We start from the raw sequence: 21,545 nt of genomic DNA, 5'->3' as shown, positions 1-21,545 counted from the left end.
ATATAACTGCGTAACTACAAAAAAGAAAGAGAGTGAACGCTGCAAAAATACAGATTTCAGCCTTTTTCTTTGACTAATCCACGGAACTCTAAATTTTACACTTCTGAGCGATTTCACGTATTTATCACATTTACAACTTATTATTGTTAAGAACCTAAATAGATGAATGGAGTCCGAAGATTATGAAAAAAAGTTTTTTTAGTATGATTATCTTATTGTTGTTAACAGCCTGTTCTGCTGGCCAAAATCATGAAAATGGGTCACTTGAAAAGATCCCTGAACTTCTGGAAGTATCAATTATTACTCCAGAGAAAATCGAAACAAATCAGGAAGTTACAATTAAAGCGAAAATCATTCAGGGTGAGGAAAACGTAACGAAGGCAGATGAGGTTAAATTTGAAATATGGAAATCTGGTCAAGGAGACCATGAAATGATACCGGCTCATAACGAAAATGACGGTACCTATTCAATCAAGAAAACCTTCAGCGAAGGCGGGAACTATTTTATCGTTGCACACATTACCGCAAACCGGATGCATAGTATGCCCAAGGAAGAAGTGACTGTCCTCGGCAGTGAGTCGGAGGACGATCAAGGATCGAACGAGGAAATTGAAAAAACGGATCAACATACCGACCATGAACATCACGATCATCATAATAGCAAGGTTTCATTCGAATTTCTTGCGCCATCGGTGATAAAAAGCAACCAGCCAGCTAAGCTGACTGTCAACGTAACTCAGGAAGAACATATTATTTCCGGTGCAAGAGCCCGCTTTGAAATCTGGGAAGAAAACGAAACAACACATAAGTTCATCGATACGAAGGAAGCTTCACCCGGCACTTATTCCGCCGATTACACCTTCCCTGTAAAAGGACGTTTCAATGTGAAAATACATGTAGAAAAAGGCAATATCCATGACCATATCGAAAAAACGGTTGAAGTAGTTCCACAATAAAACAACTAAGTTATGTCACCTATCACATAAATGAAAAAGAAAATGGCGTGTGAACTAACATAAGTAGGACACGCCATTTTTTGTACATCTTATTTTTTCGCTTTTAAAAAAGGCTTTTCCTACATAAGCACCCATTTACTTTAAGTTTATTTCTTCACAAGATTGGTTGATCATGAAAAATCTAGCATATAAAATAACTCCACATACACTAGCCACTTTTTTATTATTTAATAACGTTTCATTATTTGATTCCCATTTTAAATTACCTTAATGGCTTACATATGAAATTGGATGAGGTATTTTTGTTGCTCATTTAGATTATTGCGATACCTTTTTATCTATCAAGTTCACAATAATTTGTACATCTTTTTTGCTAAGTAAGTACATTGGTCCAGTGTAATTTTCTCTTTGGATTCTCCCTGAATTTCTGTCAGGATAGAGCCATAAGAGTATTATGTCAGTGGTATCATCTTTGTAGGAAAGTACTAGTTGGAAATTTTCACCTTCATCAGTCATTGGACCCGAATGAGCGGAGGCATCCTTTATTGCTTTTAAAATAACTTCGATTTCTTCAGTTTGTTTAAATACTACTTTTCCCTCCTTTAGCTGGTCCTCAGTTTCTGAAAATAAACCTAAACCGTTCCCGGTTATTGATATCATATTAACATCCTTGGTCACATCAATTCTTTCTTTTTCCCTGCGATTTTCATTGTCATTAAAAGATTTATCTTCGGATGAGCAAGCAGCTAAAATCATGATGATTCCAAATACTATAAGTGCACTATTCTTTATCATTATATCCCCCATAAATTTAGACGATATCTCATAGCTTGGATATCTCTAACCTTGCACGCACAATCCCAAGCAGGATAAAAAGGAGTAGAACCTGCCTTATGATGATTGCTATCCTGCATGCTAGTTTAAAAAACTCACACTCTTTCAGTTATTGTCCACATAAGTCAAAATAGACATCAGCTTTTGTGAATCTTCCTCACTTAACTTTGCATACTTTTCACTATCGGATAGAATTCCTACCATCATATCATTAGGTTGAACGTAAAGTTCGTAAACTGCAGAGGGTGCTTGTTTTCCTTCTGTTTCGTGTTGATCCAAGAAAAAATAGATTATATAAGCAGGATCTCTTGTAGTAGCCCAATTACCATCCTGCCACTTAACTTCATTAAGTATGTTTTTGACTTCCGTTACTTCGTCTGAATTCATGATTGTTTTTACAGTTTCATATTGATCATTTTCCTTATTTCGCATATCTACCCTGATAATTTCTCGAGGCTCACTTACGCAGCCCGTCAACAGTAAAGTCAGTAACAGCAATCCAAACACAACTTTATTAACGTACATTGTTTTTCCTCCCCCGCTATATATAAACAGATGGAATTTTCCGGATTAGTTTCCTTATGCGGTATAAAATAATTTCAATTTATAATTCCTCAAGGATTTTTCCATCCTTAGATATACCTAGAATGGTAGCACCTAACAGTTCTTCCCCTTTGGAAATCAAGAACCAAAACCGCTCACTATTGTTGTATTCAATAATCCTAGCTTCGTATTCATTGCCTTCTTTCGTAACAACTTTTACTTTCTCAATCTCAGGTGATAAAATCTTACCTCTAATCAAATCTGTAAAATCCCCAAATCCATCTTGTTTTACGCCGGAGTAGCCCCAATCTAATTTCTTGTCTTTAGGTATCTGACTGGAAAATGAACCTACGGATTCCCATCCCAATATTCCTTTCTTAAAAATAGCTGTTCCAAAATATAATTCACCTGTTGGAACCGTTTCATAAAAGGCAACGGCATGGTTTTTATCCAAAAATTCCACATGTGCCATACTCAATAAAGGTTCATTAATTGTATGGACAATCCTTTTGATTTCTTTAGTATCATCTTTTAAGTGTATGTTTAGAAAATATCCTCCAAGGAAGGCAATACCTATAATCATAAGAAGACGAATTCTTTTAGTCATCGTAAACTCCTTCTCCCTTAATACTCACCTTTTCGTCAGTTTCGTAGAATTCCTTACAATCTATCAAGATTTAAAAGATACTGCCTAAGAAAACTTAACGCGAATATAATACTTTTATTTAACCATAATTTGTAAGCCTGCGTGAAGTCTAAGTTTATAAGCACAACACTAAAACCTCTAATAACCAATTCATGCCTCCAAAAGGCGGATGGATCACTCTTTTTTCTGCATTTCCGCATTTTTGCGCCTCCATAGGGCGGATAGATAACGCTTTTTCTGCATTTCCCCCATTTTCGTGCCTCTATCAGGGGGATGCGTGGCGTTTTTTCTGACCATATCCAAGTAAATGGCAGAAGTTCAGATATTACTAAGTCAGCTAAAAAGGATTAGTGTCTGTAACCATTACTGGTTTGTGCGATTTTTTCTTAATACTTCTTATACTCTGCTGTTATTTTAATGGATAAGCTCATAAACAGTAAAAAGCTGAACCTTGGTTCAGCTTTTTGTGTTTCAACCCTTAATTCTTTGAAATTTTACGATTGGCAGCGTTATTTATAGGGTTGGCATGATTAATTTAACGGGTGGCCAGATTTATTTAAGTGTTAGGCCAACTTTGCCCCGGTTGAACATGATATATTCCTGGATGAACCAATTATATTCCCGGTTGAATAAAATTTAATTCAACTTAAACCAATTCAGGTCAATAATTAAAGAAGCAAAACTTCAAAATAGCGCATACCAAAAGGCTGAGTCAGCAAGCACCTGACTCAGCCTAGCTCAATTCGCCTTCTTCTCATATTTCAAAACATAAAGTGGCTCATTCTGCATCCATTCGGCAAATAGCACATCTTCAACTTGATGGATTTTCTGTTTCTCTAACTCATTTTTCAGCCATTGCTCATCGACACCGGCTTCTTTAAGATTTTCTCTAACCACTTCTCCATCAAGGATCATGTTGACTGGCAGGCTTGGATCGTCTGCTTTGATTTTCATATCGCTATTTTTAGGCGTGTCATAATCCGCTTTGGGGAGGACACTGACCATTCCGTTCGTTTCGATGATGGCATATTCCACTTCGCGAAGTGAAAAATAACCTTGCTGTCTGACAAGACTTTGCAGTTGATTGATATCCAGCTTTGCTTTTTTCAAGGCCTCGAATTTAATCTTTCCCTTGCGGACCACAATGTTCGGCTCGCCCTCAAGTAATTTCCGCGAATAGAGAAATTTTTGCGTAACAGTCTCTGTTACATAAACTAGCACTCCCCACAATGCAACAGCAAAGGCAATTTCGCCTATTTTCACTTCGTGGTCATAAATTGCATTTCCTACCAGTTCACCCAGGATAATAGCAGAAATAAAATCAAACGGTGTGATTTGAGAGAACTGCGTCTTCCCCTGCAATTTTGTCATGATAAATAAAAAGACAAACCCGCTCGTTAATTCTACTGCGATTGATAAGTAATGATTCAACACTCCCACTCCTTCTTTCCCATTATGGGAAGATTTTTCGAAATTGAACCGCTATTTTTAAAAAATCCTTCATAAAACGACAAAATGTGTTACATATGTCATAAAAACAAGAAACAAATAAATTCCACATAACGGTAAAACATGTAACTTTTATGAGGAAAAACCGTTTATAAAGATGTAAATACCTTTACTAACACCGCATGGCCATAGACTGTTAGGCAAATGGGCCTACAAATGAAAAAAGGGGGATGGGGAATGAAAAAGTGGCTGGTATCATTGATGCTTCTTGTATCTATGGTGTTCTTTGAGGCACCTGCAGAGGCTGCCGGCGGGGATTTGATTATCATAAACAAGTCTATCAATCAACTGGCTTATTATAAAAATAATAAACTGGTAAAAACGTTTAAGGTGGGAACCGGCAGGAAAGCATCCTATACGCCTGAGGGCAAGTTCAAGATCGTTAACAAAATCAAGAATCGCCCATATTACAGTGGAAAGATCCCTGGCGGGGACCCAAGAAATCCGCTTGGCGACAGATGGTTGGGGATAAATGCTAGAGGAACATGGGGAACAACGTATGCGATCCACGGCAATAACAACCCTAAATCAATCGGCGGATACGTCAGTGCCGGCTGCATCAGGATGTACGACAACGAAGTGCAATGGCTTTATGACCAGGTTAAGGTAGACACCCCGGTTGTCATCACATCATCCAAAAAATCCTTCAATGCGATTGCGTCCGCTAATGGTTATAAAGTTACCGGTCAGGCTTCCGTACCAGTGTCAGCCGTACCAACAAGCACTGTCCTTAAAAAAGGGATGCGAGGTCCAGAAGTGAAGCAGCTGCAGCAGGCGCTGACAAACAGAGGATACAGTACTAAAGGAGTCGACGGAGTATTCGGTCCAGCTACGGAAGCAGCCGTAAAGAATTTCCAAAAAGCGAATAAGCTCACGGTGGATGGAATCGCAGGGCCAGCCACCAAAAAGGCACTCGGAATAAAGTAGCATCAGTATAAAAAGAGACGGTCCCTCCTAAAGGAAGGACCGTCTTCATCTTTACACACCTTTAACAAGCTCTCTCATCGAGTTCAGCTTCTCGGAAAGCTCCAAGAACCATTCTTCATCGCCAGTGGCAAGGGCCAGATCAATGAGATATTGAATTTGTTCTTTGTTTTTCACCTTCGGGTCGGGCAATTTTTTTACTCCGTTTGTGGCCATTGGAATCGTCTTGCCTATCATTGATTCATCATCACTTGATGTGATTGTTGCATTTACTTTATCATCCAAAATATCAAGTGACTCTATATATCCGATGAATAATTCTCCATCCCTGGATTTCCCCTTGATCCAATCGCCTACTCTTAAAATCGTGTCATTATTGGAAAACATATATGTCACCTCATTTAATAGAATCTGTAATATTTTTCATTACATTTACCAGCTAAGAAGGCCAGCGTGCTCCTTAGTCACAACAGTTCGTTTCTTTGACCAGGTCGACTATTTCCTTTATGGAATACTGCTTCAAATATTCTCCCAAATGTTCTTCAGCACCCAGGAAAATAGCAAACAGCACTTTGTGCATATTCGCCCCGACAACACATTTTTCATTAGAGTCCGGACACTTAGGCTGCAGTGCCCCTTCGGAGGTCAATTTATAGATATCCCAGAGGTTCACCTCATTTAAATCCAGTGCAAAAATGAATCCGCCGCCAGTTCCCTCTTTTGATTTGATAAATCCATGTTTTTTTAACAGGCCCAGCACTTTGCGGATCCGTACAGGATGAACCCCTGCACTCTCCGAGATCGCTTCGCTTGTCGACATTCTGTCCGGCTGCAGAGCAAGTAAGGTTAAACTGTGAATGGCAAGAGTAAAATCGCTGTTCATTGCCTGCCTCCTAACAGATTTGTTATGCTACATTCTACATTTCATCCAGATAAATTCCAAGCAAAAAGTATTAAAGAACTAATTCGCGATGTTTTCCCACTCAAAGCTGGGGAATGTACGCAGCTTGCGTGGCAAGAAACTGCGAATTTCTTCCTCATTATACCCAACCTGCAATCGCTTATGGTCCTGGATAATCGGACGGCGCAGCATTTGCGGATTTTTGATGATTAAATCGTATAACTGATTCAGCGGAAGAGAGTCAATATCCATATCCAGCTGCTTATAGGTTTTTGAGTTTGTCGAGATAATGTCTTCCGTTCCATCCTCAGTCAGCCGAAGAATGGATTTGATTTCATCAACGGTGAGCGGCTCTGACACGATATTTCTTTCAGTATATTCAATCTGATGTTCCTGCAGCCATGCTTTTGCTTTCCGGCAGGAAGCACAGCTTGATGTGATATATAAAGTTACCATAATCCACAGCTCCTTCGTTCAACTGTAAAAATAAAAATTACAGATAAACTGCAATAGGTTCTCTTTTTTATCTAAAATAGCGATACTGTAATATTAAACTTTACAGTTAAAAAAGTCAATAGTCGTTTCTTTCCCCCTCCCATTATGACACAATTTTTTATCTCATTAAAAATAGGCTTATTCGTTCGAAACTCTGTCGGAATCCACTCGTCAAACTATTTGAGGTGATAAAAAATGAAGAAAATAAAACGTTTTATGCAATTCGGTTTGAGTCTTTTGTTGATCGGTTCCTTACTCTTTTTTACCAACGGTTCTGGCTATGCAGATGATCATGCAGTCACTGTTAAAAAAGGCGATACGTTATACAGCCTTTCTAAGAAATACAACCTGACTGTCGAGGAGTTAAAGGGTTTCAACGGCTTGAAGAACAATACGATTTATATTGGCCAAAAATTGCTGCTCCCTAGCTTTACCGAATCGGAGCTAATGTATGCTGTTGTGGGTGGTTCTTTTACCAAGAAAGTCAATGCAACAAAGCAGATCGCTTATCTTAAAAAGAAAGGAATTGAAGCAACAGTCATTACAAAGACCATTAACGATAAAACCTTTTACCGCATTCAGGCTGGAGTTTTTTCGGAAAAAGCAAATGCTGAGAAGCAAAAAGAGCTGTTACGTAAAACCGGTATTAAAGATGCCTACATCGACACGAATAAGAGCCTTCAAGTTCATGGTGTTTACATTGGTTCCAACTACAGCCAGCTTTTGCAGCAATTCGGGAAGCCAGCTAAAATAGAGGACCAGTTGAATATCAGATCGTTGTATTACACTGGTGAAGGTGCCGGAGTACGCGTGAAGTTCAACATGGAGAATGGTTCTGTATTCGGGCTGCAAGTTTACCCAGAATTTTTAAAACTCAGTACCCTTCCGACCCAGAAGAGTCAAGTAATTAATGAGTACGGCTATCCAAGCCAAGTGCATAACGTCACTTGCTACGAAAGCGCGGCTTGCGCACAATTCATCTACCAATTTAACAAGAACAAGCTGACCATCCAATTCGACCGGGATGGGAAGTCCGTTCAATATTATGACTTAAGCAGATTAGATAATTAGAGGAAAGGCCGCCATTGGGCGGTTTTTTTGTTACTTCACATCGGTACTGCAGCCTGCTAAACCTCATTGTTGAAAGCTTGAATTTACCTTCTAGGAAAAACCATTATCCATATTTGGTTACTGATTTTTTTGTTAAGTATACTTCCATTAGTTTTTACAAGTGCCGGCGTCTGGAGAGCCTCTTAATCATCATGGGTTATCTTTTCATATTGTAAGTTATAGTAAATTAAAAAACCTGCGCAGTTGACTTATTTAAAAAGCCTGCTGCACAGGGAACAGTTTATTTATTTTAATCCCATTGATTTCTTAATTTTAATACCTTCTTTTCTTGCTTCTGCCCAGGTAAAAGGAGGAAATTTAATCTCTCCACTTTTCTTTGCCTGCACTAAATGTTCTAGAGACTCAATAATAATTTTTCGCTGAAGTTCTTTGTGATATGGCACTCCAAAATGGTGTCCCATCATGAAAGGTAAAAACACTGCTCTTGGGGGCTTAGCATGCTCTGTTATATCCAGGGCTACAGATAGTGAAACAGTTGGAATTCCCCTTCGTTCTAAAGCGCGCTGCACGAGCGCGACAGATTGATGTCAAATCGGTCACGCAGGGCTTAATAAAGCTATATCCGCATTATCTTTCACTACCGCTTCAGCGATATCTTCCGCTAATTTTCGTTCAAGTTGTTCAGGGTCCATATTATATCCAATAAAAGAAAAAAAGTTTTCCGTGAGTCCTCCTATGACTCCTTCTTCAGCTAATTCCTGTAACCGTTCAATGGGAAAAATCACATTTATATCCTGATTTGCACCTATTGTGGGGTACTTTAATTGATGAATTTCCAGCTGGTCAGGTTTTAAATGGGTTGGAACCTTTCGATATGTATAATCTCCTATAGGATGAACAGTGTCAAAAGGCATTGTGCCCACGGGCTGTACACCAGCTGAACTTACGAATGTTAATTTAGATTCTGATAATGGCTTATCCAAAAAGGCTAACGGGACAAAATCATCTTTTGTTATCATCGATCCAGGATAACGCTCGTTAACTGTATTCCACACGCCGGGACGCAGTTGCCCTTTTTTAGAGGTTTCCGTCATGTATCCATTCCCCCGATCTTTTTAGCAGATAAAAATGCAGACTAAAATATAAATGCGCTAAAGTTTCAGCATCTTTATTTTCAAGTGTATCATAAATAAATTCCCGGTCTGTCTCGGGTGATTCCAGCAATAGTTTAAGGGCCTCAATCCAAGACTTATCAATCTCTTTCCGCCCAGCATCTTCATTTCCATCACCAAAGTGCAGCCTTACATAACGAATCAACTTTTCATTATCGCCATTCTTTATAGCTTCTTTTAAATAAGGGAGTGACATTGGTATACTCCTTTCTTCAATTTCCGTAATAGTATCACTTTTCAAATAAAAAGAACAATAATTTGTTGCTTAACTCCTGGTCAATTTTTGGCTTCTACAGCCCCGATTAAATTTTGAAAATAATCTTCATGATGCCAGTCAGCAAAAAACAAGACGGAGATTGACTCGGATTTATGCCTTAACAGAATAGAAACTCCCTTTAAAAGCAAGCCGCAAAAGCCGGCTTGCTTTTCCCTGGCTTTAAGGAACCCATCCTAAAAATCAAAAAGATAGAGACAGCAATAAGCCAAAATACATGGCAAAAATAAAACTTAGTCCAAAGAAAAGGGCAACCAATGGTTTTACCTTTTTGAAACTAATGAAAATAAGGGTTAAAAACAAGATTGAAATAATGAATAGCAGTATGGATGGCAGCATTGGGATAAATTCAAGTGTCTGTGTTGAAAGTATATTAATCCCCAGGATCCACTCAACCCAAGGAAATGCACCCTCTGTCTTGATTGTAAAGTCCACCTCATGTGGCGGAGACAATGTTCCCAATATGGAAGTAAAATAGAACGCCATCAAGATCATAATACTTTCAATTTTCAGCCAGGGACTCGGATCAAAGTAATCACTGAATCTGGATTTTCTCGCCAGCAGGCCGTTCAAAAATGCGAAAAATAAGATCGGAATAATGCTTATATGTTTTAATAGCAAGGTGTGGCCATACGGCACAGCCCAGGAACTGACATAGTCTTCGGGCTTAACTACATAGGACATAAGAGTCAGGCCGCTTATTAAGATAATCAAAAAGCTAGTGATTGCAAAAGGAGTAAACCAGCTTAAGAAACTTGACCAATTGGATTGATCTTTGGCAAACCAGGCAACATGAAATAATATCCCTATCCAGAGAGTAACCGCCAGAAAGTGGATGGAATGGGATGAGAAGCCTGCCCAACCCGAAAGCGAAGCGACATGGCTTGCGTATCCAACCGCCAGAATCATTAACAGCAGTATGGCTGCCTGTATATATTTAGATGCATTAAATAAAAGGGAAAACCATAAAAGAACAGACATCAATCCAATAAACAGCCATGCCTTTCCCACTTCAAAATCCGTCAAAACAGAATATACTGCGAGTGTAAACCCAACACTGCCGCTGAAATAGGATATCACTTGGGCGACTGGTCCAAAAGTAAATAAATAAATGCCTAAACAGGATAGCAGTAAAACTTTTTTAGGTATATGAATTGCCGGCTTCTTTGATAATGGCACAAATTGCAAAGCCACATGTCCAGCTAAAATAGAAAAGACAAGATAAGAGCCTAATTCTGAGAGCGGGGTCAAAGCAATCATTTTATCTATTCCTTCCAAACAGGAAGAACAGCCCTAGTCCCAACAACCCAAGTGCGACAATCGGGATAATGTATCCAGCGGATGTCATTGGCAAGTTAGGCTTAGTTAAAGGATGTTCTATACCCTCTTTCACTTTCTCTGTATCTATTTCCTGTCCTCCGCCTGGTTTCTCAATATCTGAGTCAACCGCCGCCCCCTGTTTCTTTTGGACAGTGAAAGGAATTTTACCAGTGATTGGATGGCCATCCTCCCCAGCAATTTCCCAATTAATGATATAAGTTCCTGATTCAAGAGGTGTTTCCAAGAACCCTTTCATTTGATTGCCTTGTATACTAATATTCTTGAAAGATTGCTCCCTGTTATCCTTAGTTAACGTCATCGTGCTTAATGATTCAATTTTCCCTGCAAAGGTCAGACTCACTTCATGTAGATCTTCGGTCAGAATCTGGTTCGCCTCCGGCATCGAAGATTTGAGTTCAGAATGTGCATATGCGGAAAAAGGTATTGTTAACAAAAGAACGAGTAAAAAAAAGGTTTTTGACATTAGGTGCTCCTGACATGTTATTTAGATTGTTTGCAAAGCAAGATTTTAAGATTACTCAATTTTTATATTATACTATTATAAATCCATAGAAATACAAGGATTTAAATTCCTTTCTCTCTCCTCTTAACTCCTGTGATTCTCCGGTATAGTCCGTTTAGCATTACTTCCTCATCTTGTAAGATTATTGATTCATCCGAAACAGGGGCGTGGATTAAATTAAAATCCAGTCCAATATCGGTTCCGAACAGTTTTACCAAAGGCCGAAGCAGCCGTTGCCGAACGGGGACTTTTTTATTGGCAGGGACGAACTTATCGAAGATTAAAAATCTACCATTGCTTTTTAATACCCTAATGATTTCCCTGAAAGCTTGCTGAGGATCGGGGACTACGCTTAATATCAAGCTGCCAATGACAAAATCAAAGGATTCTTTTTCAAAATCGAGATGTTGGGCATCCATCCGTAGAAATGTAATCGAAGAGTCCCGATAGGTCTCTTGCGCCATTCTCAACATATCCTCTGAATAATCGATTGCCGTTATTTCATGCCCATTATTCAATAAATAGGGCAAGTCAGCCCCCGTTCCAACGCCTACAAATAGTATCTTACTTCCAGATTTCACGTCAATATCTTTAAATATTTGCTTTCTTGCTTTTAAAAATATCCCCGAATTGAAAAGTCTGTCATAAAACGGTGCCGCGCATTTATATATAAACCGGTTCCATGTGTTGTTCATATATTCTCCTCCTACAGGAAAGGCTTCCCAGTGTAGGAAGCCTTACTTATCTTTTACTCCAAGAAGCCGCAATGCATTGAGTGTTACAATCAGAGTCGCCCCCATATCGGCAAAAATCGCGATCCATAGCGTTAGCCAGCCAGGAATGACAAGCAACAGAGCAACCAGTTTAATCCCTAATGAAAAGGTAATGTTTTGTTTAATGATATTTAACGCTCTTCTGCTTAATTTCACCGTGAAAGGAAGTTTGCCTAGGTCATCTGCCATTAGGGCAATATCAGCAATTTCCAGCGCTGTGTCTGTTCCGGCTCCTCCCATGGCAACTCCAACCGTGGAAGCCGCAAGTGCAGGTGCATCATTCACACCATCCCCCACCATTGCAACCCGATCATACTGACTTCTAAATTCTTTTATATAACTCAATTTATCTTGAGGAAGCAGGTCTGCTTTAACATCCGTAACCCCGGCTTCTTTTCCAATCGCGCGTGCTGTACCTTCGTTATCTCCAGTCAGCATGATGGTCTTTTGAATGCCCAAATCATGTAGACTCTTGATCACTTTATGAGTGTTCTCCCTCATTTTGTCAGCCACTGCAATTAAAGCCAGAACAGATTGGGATGTTCCGGCAACCATTACTGTTTTGCCTTCGTTTTGCAAACTTGATATCTGTTCTTTTATGCTGGAAGGAATGCCGTTCAGCTCTTCAAATAAATTAGGGCTGCCCACATAATAGGCTGTTCCATTGACCTCTCCTTTAATGCCTTTGCCTGTTATAGAGTTAAATCCTTCTACCGCCATACCTTGGTAGGATAGGTTCTCTTCCTCGGCTTTCCTCATGATGGAGGAGGCCAATGGATGCTGGGAATTGTTTTCTAGGGCAGCAATAATCTTTAATAATTCATTAGAATCTTCGGCTTTTTGCGGCAGATAATCTGTGACAACAGGAACGCCTTTTGTCAAAGTGCCGGTCTTATCAAAAGCGATTGCTTTGATTGCACCCATTTCTTCCAGATGGATTCCACCTTTGATCAGCACCCCGTTTCGCGCTGCATTTCCGATGGCAGTCACAATCGAAACAGGTGTAGAAATGATCAGGGCGCATGGGCAGCCAACAACCAATACTGCCAGACCTTGATAAATCCATGAGCTCCAATCTGCTCCTGATAACAAAGGAGGAACTATCGCAACCCCTAATGCAATCAACATAATTAACGGAGTATAATATTTTGCGAACCGGTCAACAAATGCCTGGGAAGGAGCACGTTCTGCCTGCGCTTCCTCGACAAGGTGAATGATTTTAGCAATAGTTGTATCATCCACTCGCTTTGTCACTCTGACTTCAAGGACGCCTTCCTCATTCAAGGTTCCGGCAAATACTTCATCCTCGCTTTCTTTTGCTACAGGTATTGATTCACCGGTTATTGCCGCCTGATTGACAGATGAAATTCCTTTTACCACCATTCCATCCATAGCAATTTTTTTCCCTGGCTTGACGATCATGATATCTCCGATTTCAATATCATCCACTTTCACCAGTTGTTCTTGATTTCCTCTGCGGATCAATGCTTCTTTAGGAGCGATATTCATCAGTGACCGAATGGACTGTCTTGCTTTATCCATTGAATACGTTTCAAGCGCCTCACTGATTGCAAAAAGGATGACTACCATGGCCCCTTCCCCCCATTCGCCAATGGCCGCAGCACCAATCACAGCAATGGTCATCAGTGTTTTCATATCAAACTCAAGCCGGCCAAGGTTCTTCAATCCAGTCAGAAACAGGCGGGACCCGCCAATCAGCATGGAGGCTGCGTAAGCCAAAACAGATGGAACGCTGCCTTCTCCGTTCAATTCTCCTGCCATCCAGCCTATAATCAGAAAGATCAGAGATCCAATGACCGGACTATGTTTTTGTAAGAAAGGCTCTTTCTTTTCTTCGAATCGCTGTTTCTCGGGAATGACCTTTATATTTTCAAAAGCCCCAGCTTTTTCAAGCTCTTCTATCGTTGTATTTCCATATACCGTCAGCTTCGAGGCGCCGAAATTTACACTTGCATCAGAAACACCATCCAGGTGTTTTACGTTCGTTTCGAACTTTGTGGCACAGCCTGCTCAGGTAAAACCCTGGACACGGTATACACTTTTTTGCACATCTTTTTCTGTCATAGCATTACTCATGTGATTGAACCTCCTTCTGGTGGGCAAAAGCAACCTGGATCAATTGCTTTACATGCTCATCGTCGAGTGAATAGAACACCAGCTTGCCCTCTTTGCGATATTTAGCCAGGCCTAAATTCCGCAAAAGCCTTAGATGGTGCGAGGCAGTTGCTGTGGAGCAGCCGACGATATTGGCAACATCACAGACACAAAGCTCATCTTCCTCACTTAATGAGAAGGCAATTTTAATTCTTGTATCATCGGCCAATGCTTTAAATATCTGAGCTACAGCCATTGTATTTTGCTGAGAAAGAGAATTTTTTACTCGAGATACTTTTCCCTCATCCACACAGGTGATCTCACACATATCTTTGATTTGCTTCAACTCATTCACCACCCTTTATTCAAATATTCGTTTGATTATAAGTATATGTTAAAAATCGACAAACGGTCAAACGATTGTTTGTTTAATTTCGTTTTATCCTTTTATTGTTTTGCAAAACTCTGGCAATGCTCGTTTTTGTCCAGATTTACTGCCTACTGCCAATATTCCCAGTACATAAAAAAGTGAAAAGACTAATTGGTCTTTTCACTCTAGTACTGTCGTAGAAAAAGGCCAATTCTCTCTTTGCTAGATTCTTACTAAACTCTGCTTTGATGTTACCTAAGAATTCTTGAAGCTCCATGTTCTTTCCCGTAGATAGTCAAATACCTTCATTTCTTGGACGTATTTTTAATTTCACTGCACCCTTAAGCTGAATTAAAAAAAGAAACGGTATATATCGTGCATACCTATCAAAAAATAAAAAAACTATATATGAGAAGAGGGATATATTTTGGAACAAGAAGAAAAATTAAAAACTGCGGTAACAGCAATGGGAAGTGATTTAAAGGTACAAACCTTCGGAGGTGCTGAAAAGACGACCGATACTGTAGTCGGGATAAACATGGTCGAAAGTATTATAAATGATTGGAACGCTATGTCTAAAAACCAAGCAAATCATACAATCCAACAATATGGTCCGCCTAACGAGGCAACCCAGAGCAGGCTGATCTGGTATAACAATGGACCATGGAAGCGCACCATTGTTTATCGTGATGAAATTCCACACGACTTTCCACAGCCTCACACCGATGTAATTGAAAATTATATCAACTACACCGTTCCGCCTGAGATGTTCAGTGAACTTGCGAAATTTGATGGCAGTGTCATCGTTGAGAGAACAAGAGGAGAAGTATCTTCCCGTTGTGATATGGAGGCAGCCAATATTCTTGCTCTTAATTTAATGAATGATATTGTAACAGGCAAATTAAGTGCAGAAGAAGCCCGTGATAAATATTGTGAGGAAACTTCCGCCTTTATGATGAATAGACCAGCCCCTTATGCAGAGAAACTTCAATTCAACGTATCGAATATCGAAAAGTATGATACAGACGTAGTCATGATTGTCGATGAAATGGCGGAACAAGCTGTGGAAAAAATGAATGATATAGCAGATAACAATATTGCGAATAACAGACTTCATTAAACATTTAAAAAAACTGCCTTATGGCAGTTTTTTATTGGCAGCGTCTTACCTTTTGGGCCTTTTATAAATGAAGATTTTCACAATCTTTGTGTATGATACTAGCTATAACTTGCTAATGATATTGAGTTACTTACTTATAAAGCGTTTGACCGGTCATCATTTTAAAAAGCAAAATTGAATTATTAATAAATAAAATGTAACACTAATAAGAAAAAAATGGAGATGGCTTATTTGGATGACGCAGTAAAAGAGTTACTCTTTTATCAACAAGAATACTCAAATTTAGCTATTGAAAATTGGTTGGAACACTCCTTGTTTACTTGGGGTTGGTGGTTCCTTGTCTTTATTTTTGTTGTACCATGGATGATATTCGTAAAACTTCTTGATAGAGAGCATACCCTTAAGGTTTGGAGTTTTGGTCTAATTGTCATTATTTACAGCCTTTATTGATGATCTAGGCAGTGAATTATGTGCTTGGATTTACCCGACTAAATTTGTTCCAGTTGGTCTTCTTGCATTACCATTCGACTTTTCCATTATACCAGTGTCATGCATGTTGATATATCAATATTTTCATACATGGAAAACATTTAGTATCGCCCTTGTTTTTCAAGCTGCCATTTTTGCATTTATTGGTGAACCTATTTCAGTTATGCTTGGAACAGTTACATATTTAAAATGGAAATACATATATTCATTTGCTTTTTACATAGTCACTGGTATTGCAGCTAGGTTCATTATTCAGAAATGGACAGCAAATTAATTTTACACCCCCAAGCGTCCATCCTTTCTAGTTCATCGAAATTTAAGTTTTTAAGTTCATTAAAGTAAATAACCCTTCACTGAATTTGCATCAAACTGGCCCATAGAAAATCATCTACAAATATCACCGGGTTATAATCCTCCCTGGACAGGCATAAGGTTTAATGTAACTTGAATAAAAGGAGCCATTAAATTGATGCGAATATTAGGATTATCCGCTCTCTTGCTATTCTGTATATACCTGGTTTTTGCCTATCCCCCAAATGTCCAAAAAAACGCTGAGCTCGAATATTTGGAGACCGACGCCAGTGTCCACAATGACATTTTAGAGACTATCTTACCTGAATTTGAGTACCTGCACATAGAGTCTCTCGACAAGGAGGTAGACGGATATATCGTTGAAACCTACAGGGAATATGAAATTCACCGTGACCAGGAAGGCAAGATCCTAAAACAGATCCCCACTTCAAACTATGAGTATGTAAGATATAAAAGTTACTAAATAATAGGGTAAATTTATTCTGTATTATTTGTATTTCTTAAATGATGTTCAACTCAGCCTATAATTTTATACCGGTTTACCAACTTTTTTGTACGGGATCAGAATATGTGGCTGATCTGGAGCTGTAAAATCTTCAATTCCTGATTGGTTTATATCGGGAGTGAAATATTTCCGCCCCCACTTCATGAAGACAGTTCCAGTAATTCCTTTTTTGACCTGCTAAATGGAGTTAAATTCCTCATTACAAGAAATGAATACTCAGTAAAGTATTGTGTATCTATTATTATTTGTATTCTGTAAAGGTTTTTTTCTAAGCCTATCATGCCATCACCTACAATAAATTCAATAATAATCTCTATGTATAAGATGATAAAAGGTTTCTATATCAACTTAATAACAATAAAATTAACAAGCCAATATAACAAAAGAGCCCACAGCAGGATGATCACCGCACCTGCTATCCAATTCTTCTGTTTTACCTTCCCTGCAGCAGCCACTTTTTCACGTGAATCCTGTATAACCTGATCTGGCAGTAGTTTTAAAAGAATGGCAATTCCTAAGGGGATTAGGATCAAATCGTCCAGATACCCAAGGAACGGGATAAAGTCAGGAATTAAATCGATGGGACTGAAGGCATAGGCGACAACTATTATTGCGATTAGTTTTGTATAAAAAGGTGTATCGGGATGTTTGTATGCCTCAGCTACAATAAAGATGTCTTCTTTGATTTTGCTCATCCGCTTTTTAAATGTTTGCCTAGCTTTCCCCATAATATTCCCTCCGGCTTTCTATTCTAATTATCTATTACTATATAAATAAACAGAGCCTGGCACAATGGCCAGACTCCTCAAGCTTTTGTGAGAAAAGAGCATGCAAACTTAATACCGACCTGCAAAATGGCTTACATTACGTTAAAATCGGCTTTAGGATTTTAACAACAATCTTTACGAAAACAGCCTTTATTTAACAAGCAGCTTCGGTCTTCATCAGACTGTCCCATGCCGAACATCTTTCATTCCCCTACTGCAAAATAACGTTCAATCAAACCACATTCTGCTGATGCTGTTCGATGAAAGCTGCTAATGCTTCTTTAAATTGCTGGATTTCTTCCATGGTATTATATGGAGCCAACCCGATCCGCACCCATCCGCCTGTTGGATAGACATCGAGTACCTCAGCCATCGTGGAGGCATAGAAGTCCCCATCTGCGACACACATATTGTATTTTTCCGAAAGCCATGCCGTGACCTCGTGGGAGTTGTGACCTTCAATAGTAAAAGCAAATGTTGGTGTCCTCCGCCCAGAAGCTGCGCGATATAGTGTCACTTCCGGGAGGCTGTGCAAAAAGCTTTCCACTTCTAATGCAAGTCCACTTTCATATTCATCGATTGCTTGCATTCCGGACACCAATCGTTCCCTTCTCGTTTCACCATATCCCAGCTCTTCGATAAACTGAATAGCTCCCATCACCCCGGCGATGCCTTCATGATTCTGAGTTCCTGTTTCAAGCTTGTAAGGTATTTGGGCAGGTGCAGGCTTCAGCTTGTAGACCTGAAGTTTTTCAAATAAACTCTCCCTCACCACAGCGATGCCGACATGCGGCCCGAAAAATTTATAAGCTGAACATAGCAGGATGTCACACCCAAACTTTTGAACATCCATTGATAAATGCGGCACTCCATGTACAGCATCAACAACCGCCAGGGCGCCAACTTCCCTCGCACGTTCAATTATTGGCTTTAAATCCGTTACAGTCCCTGTCACATTCGATGACATTCCAGCGGCCACCAGCTTTGTTTTATCTGTAATGATTCCGTCTAAATCATCTAATTTCAAAGTAAAAGTTTCATGATCCAGTTCGATGAATTTTACCGTTGCTCCACAGTCCCTCGCAAGGGTAATCCATGGATCAACATTCGCACGATGGTCTAGCTCTGTGACCACAATCTCATCACCCTCATTGATAAAACCAGCCAGACTCCGTGCAATCGCAAAAGCATGTGTCGTCATATTGGCACCAAACGCCACTTCATTCGCCTGGCATCCAAGCAAATCCGCAACAGCCTCCCTGGCTTTGTCCAGCATACTATCTGTGTCAGCACTGGTGTTGAAGGTCCCATGAAGATTTGCCATGCCATTCCTTATGTACCGATACATAGACTCCATTGCAAAATCGACCATTTGTGTACCGCCCGGCCCGTCAAAGTAAATCACTTGTTTTCCATCGTCTTTTCGATTTAATGCCGGGAATCTTTCCCTCACCTGTTCAATTGGAAATAAATTAGCCAACCCCCATCACTCCTTCTGCCAAACTGATATCAACATAATTATGTCATAATTTTCTAATAATTTCAGTTTAATCTTTCGACAAACGAAAGAGGAACCATAAACAACGGCTCCTCATCTGCTTCTTCTCGAACAGGAATGATCCTTAATCTTAGGAATAAATGGAACGCTATTCACTTCATGGACGCAAAAGAAATCAGCTAAATCATCCTCTTTTCTATCCATCCTCTCACCCCCATATTACCAAAGGTATTCATGGAGGGAGGCAAGGGTATGGATGTTCGGTCTTGAATGAAGGAATTAGGCGCTCTCCATCACTGCTTATTAATTACAATCGATAGCTTATAGCTCACATAATTGCTCAAGTCTGTCAGAAATTCATCCAAAATTTCATTGGATGGAAATTTGCATTCTAAAAGGTAACAGCTTTCCCCACTGACTTTATAATTGTTCATCACGTATGTTTTTTTTTCTGTCAAGAACGTGAGGTAAGGCTGATGATTCGTCGTTTTCGTAAAAATATGTATGATTGCATAAATTGGATACCCCATTTTTATTTGGTTCACTTTAATGGTATACCCTTCAATGATTCCGTGATCCTCTAACTTGGCGACCCTCGCTGAAGCAGCCTGGCCAGTCAAATGGACCTTTTCACCAAGTTCCTTCATGGTGATCCGGCTGTTCATGGTAAGCTCTTCTATAATTCTCATATCGGTGGAATCCAACATTGTCTCAAATCCTTTCAATAATCAAGTAAAAGAAGAAAAAGACTTGATTTTCACTATGTAAGTCAAAAGCGGTCTTATTATAAACTATATATACATTATAGAAAAGGAGCTAATGAATATGAATTTACAACAAATTCGAAATGCAACTTTGGTTGTGCAATATGCTGGGAAGAAGTTTTTAATCGATCCATTTTTGGCAGAAAAAGGAGCATATCCTCCCTTTCCCAATTCATTAAGGCAAGACCAGAATAATCCTTTAGTCAGCTTACCGGTGTCCATTGATGAAATGATCGATGATATAGATGCTGTCATTGTAACTCATTTACACCTCGACCACTATGATGAGGCTGCCAAAGAGGCGCTTCCGAAGAATCTAAAAATGTTCGTACAAAATGAGGAAGATGCCAATGCAGTCCAAAATGACGGTTTTAAAAATGTTGAGGTTTTACAGGAAGATACAGTTTTCGAAGCCATTCAATTAATTAAAACAAAAGGCGAGCATGGCAGAGGGGAAATATTAAAACTTGCCGGCCTCGTGTGTGGTGTTATATTTAAACACGATACCGAGAAAACCTTATATGTCGCTGGAGACACTGTCTGGTATGAAGGTGTACAAGAAGCCATCGATACCCACACGCCAGAAATCATTGTTGTAAATGCAGGAGATAATCAATTCCTTGAAGGTGGATCACTCGTCATGGGTAAAGACGACGTGTATGAAGTGCAAAAAGCCGCTCCCTCTGCAATAATCATCGCCAGCCATATGGAAGCTGTCAACCACTGGACACTTTCAAGGGAAGAATTGAAAAGTTTTGTTGATGAAAATGGGATCTCCTCAAGTGTTATCGTCCCAAATGACGGTGAGTCATATAGATTTTAATAAACCAGCAGTGCACACAAAAGCTCGGGAGCCTTCTAAAAGGCCCTGAGCTTTTACTGTAATTAAAACTAACTAGAAACAAAAAATGTTCCAATACAAAGAGTTTGAAAGTAAATACATATTAACAACCAAGTATGATACACTTTATTGATAATCTGTTTTATTCGATGGGGTGCTAATTTGGAAAGTACGCAGTTAATGAAAGTTAATGAACTTGCAGGCCTTACCAAGGGACACGGACTATATTTCTTTGGAAACCAAGAACGGTATGTTACTCGAGTGGTTGACTTCGTCATTTCGGGTCTGGAACGTGGTGAATATTCCATCATTGTAGAAAATGACCGGATGATACCCTTGATTATCAGAAAACTCATGGAGTCAGTGGATGAAAGCAGTTTGGAAAAAGTAAAGTTCATCAATAACTTTGACTTTTATTATGCCAAGGGAGACTTTAGCGTAAATTCCATATTTGATTTCCTTCCGAACCTGATCGAAGGTTATTCAAAGCTCGATGTAGTCATTCGTAGCTGGGCTCATGTAGAATGGCGGGATGAGCAGCAGATCAACAGAAAATTAATCGCTTCTGAACAAGAAGCCGATACCATTGTGACCGAAGCAAAATTTCTAGCTGTTTGTGCCTACGATTCTGAAAGGGTTAGCCAAGAATTAATAGAAGGCCTTATAAATTGCCATAACTTTATTATTAATGATGAAGGATGAAAGAAATCAGGCTCACCTATCGGGTGAGCCTGATTCATTATTTTCTAGGTACTTCATTTTTGCAGAAGCTTGATGGCCGATCATGCATGTATAGAACAGGATACCTTTTTTCGACAGAACC

At 39.4% G+C, this 21,545-nt stretch carries 27 protein-coding genes; 9 read left to right on the top strand and 18 right to left on the bottom strand.

The genetic code is table 11. The features are described from left to right. Positions 1-182 precede the first annotated feature (182 nt). Positions 183-956, top strand: coding sequence for a FixH family protein (locus tag J7E35_RS19495; protein ID WP_214782799.1), 774 nt, complete (start codon positions 183-185; stop codon positions 954-956). 318 nt (positions 957-1,274) lie between these two features. Here the strand turns inward: J7E35_RS19495 and J7E35_RS19490 are convergent, their stop codons facing one another. From J7E35_RS19490 to J7E35_RS19475, 4 genes are all read right to left on the bottom strand, one after another. Beyond that, positions 1,275-1,751, bottom strand: coding sequence for a hypothetical protein (locus J7E35_RS19490; protein ID WP_214782796.1), 477 nt, complete (start codon positions 1,749-1,751; stop codon positions 1,275-1,277). Positions 1,752-1,895: 144 nt separating this feature from the next. Continuing rightward, entirely contained in the window at positions 1,896-2,315 is a 420-nt protein-coding gene (locus tag J7E35_RS19485) for a hypothetical protein (RefSeq protein ID WP_214782793.1), read from the bottom strand. Positions 2,316-2,394: 79 nt separating this feature from the next. Then, positions 2,395-2,940 (bottom strand): hypothetical protein, encoded by a 546-nt coding sequence (locus tag J7E35_RS19480; RefSeq protein WP_214782790.1) that lies wholly within the window; start codon positions 2,938-2,940, stop codon positions 2,395-2,397. A 777-nt stretch (positions 2,941-3,717) separates the two neighbouring features. Then, positions 3,718-4,410: a DUF421 domain-containing protein gene (locus J7E35_RS19475; protein ID WP_214782787.1), complete on the bottom strand. Its 693-nt coding sequence runs from the start codon at positions 4,408-4,410 to the stop codon at positions 3,718-3,720. 255 nt (positions 4,411-4,665) lie between these two features. On the opposite strand from J7E35_RS19475, the gene J7E35_RS19470 reads away from it, so the two are divergent. Continuing rightward, positions 4,666-5,415, top strand: coding sequence for a L,D-transpeptidase family protein (locus J7E35_RS19470; protein ID WP_214782784.1), 750 nt, complete (start codon positions 4,666-4,668; stop codon positions 5,413-5,415). Between the two features lie 51 nt (positions 5,416-5,466). Here J7E35_RS19470 and J7E35_RS19465 read toward each other — a convergent pair whose 3' ends face one another. From J7E35_RS19465 to spxA, 3 genes are all read right to left on the bottom strand, one after another. Next, the gene (locus tag J7E35_RS19465; RefSeq protein ID WP_214782781.1) at positions 5,467-5,799 is read right to left on the bottom strand and encodes an IDEAL domain-containing protein; all 333 of its coding nucleotides are present in this window, start codon (positions 5,797-5,799) and stop codon (positions 5,467-5,469) included. Between the two features lie 73 nt (positions 5,800-5,872). Next, on the bottom strand, positions 5,873-6,295 hold the full coding sequence (locus J7E35_RS19460) for an RrF2 family transcriptional regulator (RefSeq protein ID WP_214782778.1): 423 nt from the start codon (positions 6,293-6,295) through the stop codon (positions 5,873-5,875). Positions 6,296-6,373: 78 nt separating this feature from the next. After that, positions 6,374-6,769 carry a transcriptional regulator SpxA gene (spxA, locus tag J7E35_RS19455; protein WP_214782775.1) on the bottom strand — a complete coding sequence of 132 codons (396 nt, stop codon included), beginning with the start codon at positions 6,767-6,769 and terminating at the stop codon, positions 6,374-6,376. A 234-nt stretch (positions 6,770-7,003) separates the two neighbouring features. Here spxA and J7E35_RS19450 point away from each other — a divergent pair, with 234 nt between their 5' ends. After that, positions 7,004-7,879 carry a LysM peptidoglycan-binding domain-containing protein gene (locus J7E35_RS19450; protein WP_214782772.1) on the top strand — a complete coding sequence of 292 codons (876 nt, stop codon included), beginning with the start codon at positions 7,004-7,006 and terminating at the stop codon, positions 7,877-7,879. A gap of 284 nt (positions 7,880-8,163) precedes the next feature. Here the strand turns inward: J7E35_RS19450 and J7E35_RS19445 are convergent, their stop codons facing one another. The 8 genes from J7E35_RS19445 to J7E35_RS19410 form a co-directional block, all read right to left on the bottom strand. Next, positions 8,164-8,448, bottom strand: a complete 285-nt coding sequence (locus tag J7E35_RS19445; RefSeq protein WP_214782769.1) for a hypothetical protein — start codon at positions 8,446-8,448, stop codon at positions 8,164-8,166. A 27-nt stretch (positions 8,449-8,475) separates the two neighbouring features. Then, positions 8,476-8,973: a glycine/sarcosine/betaine reductase selenoprotein B family protein gene (locus J7E35_RS19440; RefSeq protein ID WP_214782766.1), complete on the bottom strand. Its 498-nt coding sequence runs from the start codon at positions 8,971-8,973 to the stop codon at positions 8,476-8,478. Beyond that, on the bottom strand, positions 8,957-9,247 hold the full coding sequence (locus tag J7E35_RS19435; protein ID WP_214782763.1) for a hypothetical protein: 291 nt from the start codon (positions 9,245-9,247) through the stop codon (positions 8,957-8,959). Before J7E35_RS19435 ends, J7E35_RS19440 begins: the two co-directional genes overlap by 17 nt. Before the next feature lie 261 nt (positions 9,248-9,508). Next, positions 9,509-10,585, bottom strand: coding sequence for a copper resistance D family protein (locus tag J7E35_RS19430; RefSeq protein ID WP_214782760.1), 1,077 nt, complete (start codon positions 10,583-10,585; stop codon positions 9,509-9,511). A 1-nt stretch (position 10,586) separates the two neighbouring features. Next, positions 10,587-11,129, bottom strand: a complete 543-nt coding sequence (locus tag J7E35_RS19425; protein ID WP_214782757.1) for a copper resistance CopC family protein — start codon at positions 11,127-11,129, stop codon at positions 10,587-10,589. Positions 11,130-11,230: 101 nt separating this feature from the next. Beyond that, positions 11,231-11,863, bottom strand: coding sequence for a class I SAM-dependent methyltransferase (locus tag J7E35_RS19420; protein ID WP_214782754.1), 633 nt, complete (start codon positions 11,861-11,863; stop codon positions 11,231-11,233). Positions 11,864-11,905: 42 nt separating this feature from the next. Next, complete coding sequence (locus tag J7E35_RS19415; RefSeq protein ID WP_214783609.1) at positions 11,906-14,026, bottom strand: heavy metal translocating P-type ATPase; 2,121 nt, start codon at positions 14,024-14,026, stop codon at positions 11,906-11,908. A 4-nt stretch (positions 14,027-14,030) separates the two neighbouring features. Beyond that, positions 14,031-14,384 carry an ArsR/SmtB family transcription factor gene (locus J7E35_RS19410; RefSeq protein WP_214783612.1) on the bottom strand — a complete coding sequence of 118 codons (354 nt, stop codon included), beginning with the start codon at positions 14,382-14,384 and terminating at the stop codon, positions 14,031-14,033. A 469-nt stretch (positions 14,385-14,853) separates the two neighbouring features. Between J7E35_RS19410 and J7E35_RS19405 the strand changes: the two genes are divergently transcribed. From J7E35_RS19405 to J7E35_RS19390, 4 genes are all read left to right on the top strand, one after another. After that, on the top strand, positions 14,854-15,546 hold the full coding sequence (locus tag J7E35_RS19405) for a hypothetical protein (protein ID WP_214782751.1): 693 nt from the start codon (positions 14,854-14,856) through the stop codon (positions 15,544-15,546). 231 nt (positions 15,547-15,777) lie between these two features. Beyond that, positions 15,778-15,996, top strand: a complete 219-nt coding sequence (locus J7E35_RS19400; RefSeq protein ID WP_214782749.1) for a hypothetical protein — start codon at positions 15,778-15,780, stop codon at positions 15,994-15,996. Continuing rightward, entirely contained in the window at positions 15,971-16,309 is a 339-nt protein-coding gene (locus tag J7E35_RS19395; protein ID WP_214782746.1) for a CBO0543 family protein, read from the top strand. Before J7E35_RS19400 ends, J7E35_RS19395 begins: the two co-directional genes overlap by 26 nt. Before the next feature lie 192 nt (positions 16,310-16,501). Beyond that, the gene (locus J7E35_RS19390) at positions 16,502-16,810 is read left to right on the top strand and encodes a hypothetical protein (protein ID WP_214782743.1); all 309 of its coding nucleotides are present in this window, start codon (positions 16,502-16,504) and stop codon (positions 16,808-16,810) included. Between the two features lie 380 nt (positions 16,811-17,190). Here J7E35_RS19390 and J7E35_RS19385 read toward each other — a convergent pair whose 3' ends face one another. The 3 genes from J7E35_RS19385 to J7E35_RS19375 all read right to left on the bottom strand — a co-directional run bounded on the left by J7E35_RS19385 (position 17,191) and on the right by J7E35_RS19375 (position 19,824). Continuing rightward, positions 17,191-17,580: a YkvA family protein gene (locus tag J7E35_RS19385; RefSeq protein ID WP_214782740.1), complete on the bottom strand. Its 390-nt coding sequence runs from the start codon at positions 17,578-17,580 to the stop codon at positions 17,191-17,193. Positions 17,581-17,851: 271 nt separating this feature from the next. Next, positions 17,852-19,099, bottom strand: coding sequence for a cysteine desulfurase-like protein (locus J7E35_RS19380; RefSeq protein ID WP_214782737.1), 1,248 nt, complete (start codon positions 19,097-19,099; stop codon positions 17,852-17,854). A 311-nt stretch (positions 19,100-19,410) separates the two neighbouring features. Continuing rightward, a complete protein-coding gene (locus tag J7E35_RS19375; RefSeq protein ID WP_214782734.1) occupies positions 19,411-19,824 on the bottom strand; it encodes an Lrp/AsnC family transcriptional regulator in 414 nt (137 codons plus the stop codon). Between the two features lie 118 nt (positions 19,825-19,942). Here J7E35_RS19375 and J7E35_RS19370 point away from each other — a divergent pair, with 118 nt between their 5' ends. Both J7E35_RS19370 and J7E35_RS19365 read left to right on the top strand, forming a co-directional pair. Next, complete coding sequence (locus tag J7E35_RS19370) at positions 19,943-20,704, top strand: MBL fold metallo-hydrolase (protein WP_214782731.1); 762 nt, start codon at positions 19,943-19,945, stop codon at positions 20,702-20,704. Between the two features lie 198 nt (positions 20,705-20,902). After that, on the top strand, positions 20,903-21,424 hold the full coding sequence (locus J7E35_RS19365; protein WP_251041099.1) for an MEDS domain-containing protein: 522 nt from the start codon (positions 20,903-20,905) through the stop codon (positions 21,422-21,424). Positions 21,425-21,545: the final 121 nt, after the last annotated feature.

The sequence above is a fragment of the Bacillus sp. ISL-45 genome, assembly GCF_018613195.1.
GTDB lineage: Bacteria > Bacillota > Bacilli > Bacillales > Cytobacillaceae > Mesobacillus.
Note: the sequence above shows the minus strand (reverse complement) of the source record. Positions and strands in the feature narration are given on the sequence as shown.